This is a genomic window from Variovorax sp. P4_D9 (genome assembly GCF_056401695.1).
The window spans coordinates 1-4156 of sequence record NZ_JBFUIU010000766.1; the positions used below are offsets into that span (position 1 = coordinate 1).

The 4156-nt window shown below is 66.4% G+C and carries 6 protein-coding genes; 4 read left to right on the top strand and 2 right to left on the bottom strand.

The genetic code is table 11. From position 1 onward, the window contains the following. A partial coding sequence (locus AC1DY5_RS44660) for a 5-formyltetrahydrofolate cyclo-ligase (RefSeq protein WP_478120822.1) occupies positions 1-539 on the top strand: 539 nt, incomplete at its 5' end. 4 nt (positions 540-543) lie between these two features. Here AC1DY5_RS44660 and AC1DY5_RS44665 read toward each other — a convergent pair. After that, positions 544-1527, bottom strand: coding sequence for a LysR substrate-binding domain-containing protein (locus AC1DY5_RS44665; RefSeq protein ID WP_478120823.1), 984 nt, complete (start codon positions 1525-1527; stop codon positions 544-546). Between the two features lie 142 nt (positions 1528-1669). Between AC1DY5_RS44665 and AC1DY5_RS44670 the strand changes: the two genes are divergently transcribed. After that, the gene (locus AC1DY5_RS44670) at positions 1670-1981 is read left to right on the top strand and encodes a DUF2917 domain-containing protein (protein WP_478120824.1); all 312 of its coding nucleotides are present in this window, start codon (positions 1670-1672) and stop codon (positions 1979-1981) included. A gap of 22 nt (positions 1982-2003) precedes the next feature. Here the strand turns inward: AC1DY5_RS44670 and AC1DY5_RS44675 are convergent, their stop codons facing one another. Further along, the gene (locus AC1DY5_RS44675) at positions 2004-2399 is read right to left on the bottom strand and encodes a BLUF domain-containing protein (protein ID WP_478120825.1); all 396 of its coding nucleotides are present in this window, start codon (positions 2397-2399) and stop codon (positions 2004-2006) included. Positions 2400-2560: 161 nt separating this feature from the next. Here AC1DY5_RS44675 and AC1DY5_RS44680 point away from each other — a divergent pair, with 161 nt between their 5' ends. Beyond that, positions 2561-3262 carry a Crp/Fnr family transcriptional regulator gene (locus AC1DY5_RS44680; RefSeq protein WP_478120826.1) on the top strand — a complete coding sequence of 234 codons (702 nt, stop codon included), beginning with the start codon at positions 2561-2563 and terminating at the stop codon, positions 3260-3262. 166 nt (positions 3263-3428) lie between these two features. Continuing rightward, positions 3429-4156: hypothetical protein (locus AC1DY5_RS44685; RefSeq protein ID WP_478120827.1), on the top strand; the 728-nt coding region annotated here is incomplete at its 3' end.

Sequence of the window (4156 nt, forward strand, 5' to 3'; positions counted from 1 at the left end):
AGCGCCTCGCCATGCCCGACCGCCTCGCGCGCGCCGACTTGCTTCAGCGCGTGATGCGGATCTGGCTGGTGGGCCGGCCCGATACCGTGATCGGCGCCTACTGGCCGATCAAGGGCGAATTCGACCCGCTGCCTGCCTTGCATCGCTGGAAGGAGGACGGCGAACTGCTCGACGAGCCGCAGCGCCGCCGCATCGGCCTGCCGGTGGTCGACCGGGTCCACAAGACGCTGACCTTCCACGCCTGGTATCCGGGCTGCCCGATGGAAAACGACGCCTTCGACATCCCGAAGCCCAAGGACACCGAACTAATCGTGCCGACGCTGCTGTTCGTGCCCTGCCTGGGCTACAGCGCCGGCGGCTATCGGCTGGGCTACGGCGGCGGCTTCTACGACCGCACGCTGGCGGCGCTGGAGCCCCGGCCTTTCACGGTCGGGCTGGGCTTTGCGAGCGGCTTCATCGACGACTTCGAGCCGGAGGCCCACGACCTCCCGTTAGACGCGATCCTCAACGACAACGGCGTCGTGTGGCCGATAGGCTGAAGCCTCAATCCAGCTGATCGACGGTATCGGGGTCGGGCACCTCGCCGATGGTCTCGCGGGTGGTGGCGGCCTGGCCCTGCAGCCATTCGCAAAACGCCTGGATCTCGGGCCGTGAGGCGCTGCGCGGACCGGTGATCAGCCAGTAGGCCATCGGAGAGTCCATGCGGTGCTGGGGCAGCACCTCGATCAGATCGCCGTTGGCCAGGCTTTCGGCGATCAGCGAGCTGCGCGCCAGCACCAGGCCCTGGCCCGTGAGCGCGGCCTGCACCATCTGGTAGGCGTAGTTGAAGTAGAGCCAGCGCCGGGGCTGGGCGCGCGGCATCTCGTTGACCTCGAACCAGCGCCGCCAGGTCAGCCATTCAAGATGCGTGCGGTGGGCGTCACCGGCCTCGATTAGGGTGAAGCGCGCGATGTCGGTCGGCGCCTTGATCGCCGGATTGCTCTTGATCAGCCAGGGGCTGGCCACCGGCGTGATGGTTTCGCCGAACAGCCGCAGCGCCCCGGCCGGCATGTGCTCGCGAGGGCCATAGCGCAGCGCGATGTCGACGTCGGCGATGTCCATGTCGAGCGCCACGTCGCTGGCGTCGATGCGGATGTCGATTTCGGGGTTGTCGCGCTGGAAGGCCTCCAGGCGCGGGATCAGCCACATCGAGGCGAAGGAGGCGAAGGTCGTGAGAGAAACGCTCTTGCGGCCCGCGTTCTGCCGGATCTGGCGCACCGCACCGTCGATCCGCGGCAGCGACTGCTGCACCGCCAGCAGCAGCTGGGCGCCGGCGCCCGTGAGTTCGACCGCCCGCGTGTGGCGCAGGAACAGGCCGACGCCGACCTCTTCCTCGAGCGACTGGATCTGCCGGCTCACGGCAGACTGGGTCAGCGCCATTTCCTCGGCAGCGGCACGGAAGTTCAGGTGCCGGGCGACCGCCTCGAAGGCGCGCAGATGGCCGGCGGAGATCGGGCGGGAGCGCAGATGGGTCTGGGAATGCTGCACGGCGGGCCTTGGCCGAAGGTTGGATTGATGCGAAATCGGAATCAGTAGGCTACCGCGTTTTCATTGGACTGCCAACGAGCTGAGGAAGATCATTCATTCCCGAAGCGCGCCATTGCGCACAGTCACCTCAGGAGTCCACACCATGTCCGTTGCTTGCACCTCTTCGTCGCTTCCGTCCGCCGTCCTGGCCCGCCCGGCCGCCGTGCCGCCAGCCGTGCGTCGCGGTGCCTGGCAACTCGATGCCGGCCATGCAATGAGCCTCAAGGCCGCCGGCGCGAGCGTGCTGCGCATCCGGCAGGGCCGGGTCTGGGTCACCCGCGACGCCACCGCCCACGCCGGTAGCGAGGATCTGGTGCTGGCCCCGGGCGAATCGCTGGCGGTCGCGGCCGGCGAACGCATCGTGATGGAGCCTTGGGACCGCAACGGCGCCACCTACAGCTGGGACGCCGCCTGAGCTTGTCAGGCCGACGCCGTATTCAGCCGGCGATGTCGAATCGCGGGCGAAGGGACAAAAAGCGCTGCAGGGCCTCGGCGCCATTCAAAGCATGGATGTCCGCCAGGTCCTCGCGTTCCTCGACTTCCGCCAGACCCATCTCGAATCGCTGGTAGCGCCGCTGCGCCCGGGCGCTCTCGAACAGCACCCGCAGGTCGGTGTGCCGCCGATCGGCTTCCAGTCGGGCCATCAGTGACTTCACGGATTCGGGCGGTCCCTCGAAGTGCTCGCAGAAGCGAATGCCATCGAACACCAGCAGGCCGGTGATGCCTTCGTGTGCATTGCGGGCCCGCGCCTGCGTGACGATCCAGCCGACCACCTGCGTCGGTTGGTCGGGGGCGAGCAGGCTGCAATAGAGTATTTCGTGGAGTTCCGGCATGCGCTGTAGAAGGGGGAGGTGAGCGGAGTGTAGGAGGGGCGCAGTGCTGCGGAAATGTCAAAAGACACAGCGCGCTGGCCTATAGTGTTCAAGTGAAATTCGAGGACCATCCGTCGCCTGTCCATCCACCGCGATGCGCCCACCCCTGCGAAGAATGCGGGTTGCGCAAGAGTCCTGCCTTCCTTGCGGTCTCTCCCGACGAAGTGCGCACCATCCAGTCCTTCCGCAGCGGCACCCGAGTGGTCGAGTCCGGTGGCCTCATCGTCAGCGAAGAGCGGCCTTCGACCCAGCTTTTCACGCTTTATTCGGGCTGGGCCTTCCGCTACAAGACGCTCAGCGACGGCCGCCGTCAGATCCTCGGATTCCTGCTTCCGGGCGACTTCATTGGGCTGCAGGACGAGTTTGCCGACGGCCACACGCACGGCGTCGAGGCCGTGACCGGCACGACGATGTGCGTGTTCGAGCGCGACACCCTGTGGGATCTGTTCCACTCCCGACCCAAGCTCGGCTACCACATCACCTGGCTGGCCGCGCGCGAGGAGAAGCTGGTCGACGACAACCTCGTCACCGCCGGGCGGCGCAACGCGAGCGAAAGGGTCGCGATGCTGTTGATGCATCTCTACCGGCGCGCGGAACGCGCCGGCATGGTGCGCGACGGCTGGGCCGAGTTTCCCTTCAACCAGCAGCACATCGCCGACGCGCTCGGGCTATCGCTAGTGCACACCAACAAAACCCTGCGTCGCCTCCAGCGCCTGGCCCTCTACAAGCTCGACAGCGGCTGGCTGCGCATTCTGGAGCCGCATGCCCTGGAGACCCTGGGCGACTACTTCGAACGGCCGATGCTGCCGATGCCGTTGATCTGAGTGGGCGGGCAGAAGCGGGTCGGCGACAGGCTCGTGACCACCGGGCGGCTCGATGCGAGCGAATGGGCGCGATGACAACAAGACCCTTCGGCGCCGCCGTCGCGTATCGTAGCGGTCTTTCACTCGCTGCCGAGCCGGTCCCCGCGTCGGCGCATTGCTTCATTTCATGATCAGTTCGACTCGCTTGCGCCAGATTCTCACGGTCGGTGGCGTGGAGACTTTCGGTGTTGTCCTGAGCGGCATCACGGGCCTGCTCATCGTCAATTTCCTTCCCAAGGATCAGTACGCCATCTACACCTTCCTGATCGCCTGCATGCTACTCATGCTCGGCATCACCGATACCGGACTGGCCCATGCCTGCCTGCCGGTGGTCGGCACCAGATCCGGCGAGCCGCCCTGGGTGCTTGCCGCCTGCCGTCGGGTGTTTCGCAAGCGCTGGGTGCTGCTGTTCACGGGCTTCGTCGTCGTTGTCCCCTACTGGTACTACTCGACCCGGCAGCACGGCTGGTCGGGAGCAGGCTACTGGGCAGCTTCGATGCTGATCGTCGCGATTCTCTTACTGAACTTGAGGGAGCACTACGCAGGCACGGTGCTGACCATCCTGGCCGAAATCTCGACCCTCAACCGCATCGGATTCGCGATCTCGACGGTCCGGCTTCTGGTCGTCGCCGCGGTGCTGCTGCTGCTGCCGATCGGCGCCTACTCGCTGGCCGGCGTCCTGGCCGTGACGGCATTGGCGAGCGCCGTGTGCGTGTGGTGGTATGCCTATGTCTTCAGGTCGCGCCGCCTGGAGGCGCAGGCGTTGAGCGCGACCGAGGCGAAGGAGGTCGACGCGCAGATCTTCAAGTTTGCCAAGCCGCTCGTGCTGCCCGCCGTCTTCTACCAGTTCCAGGG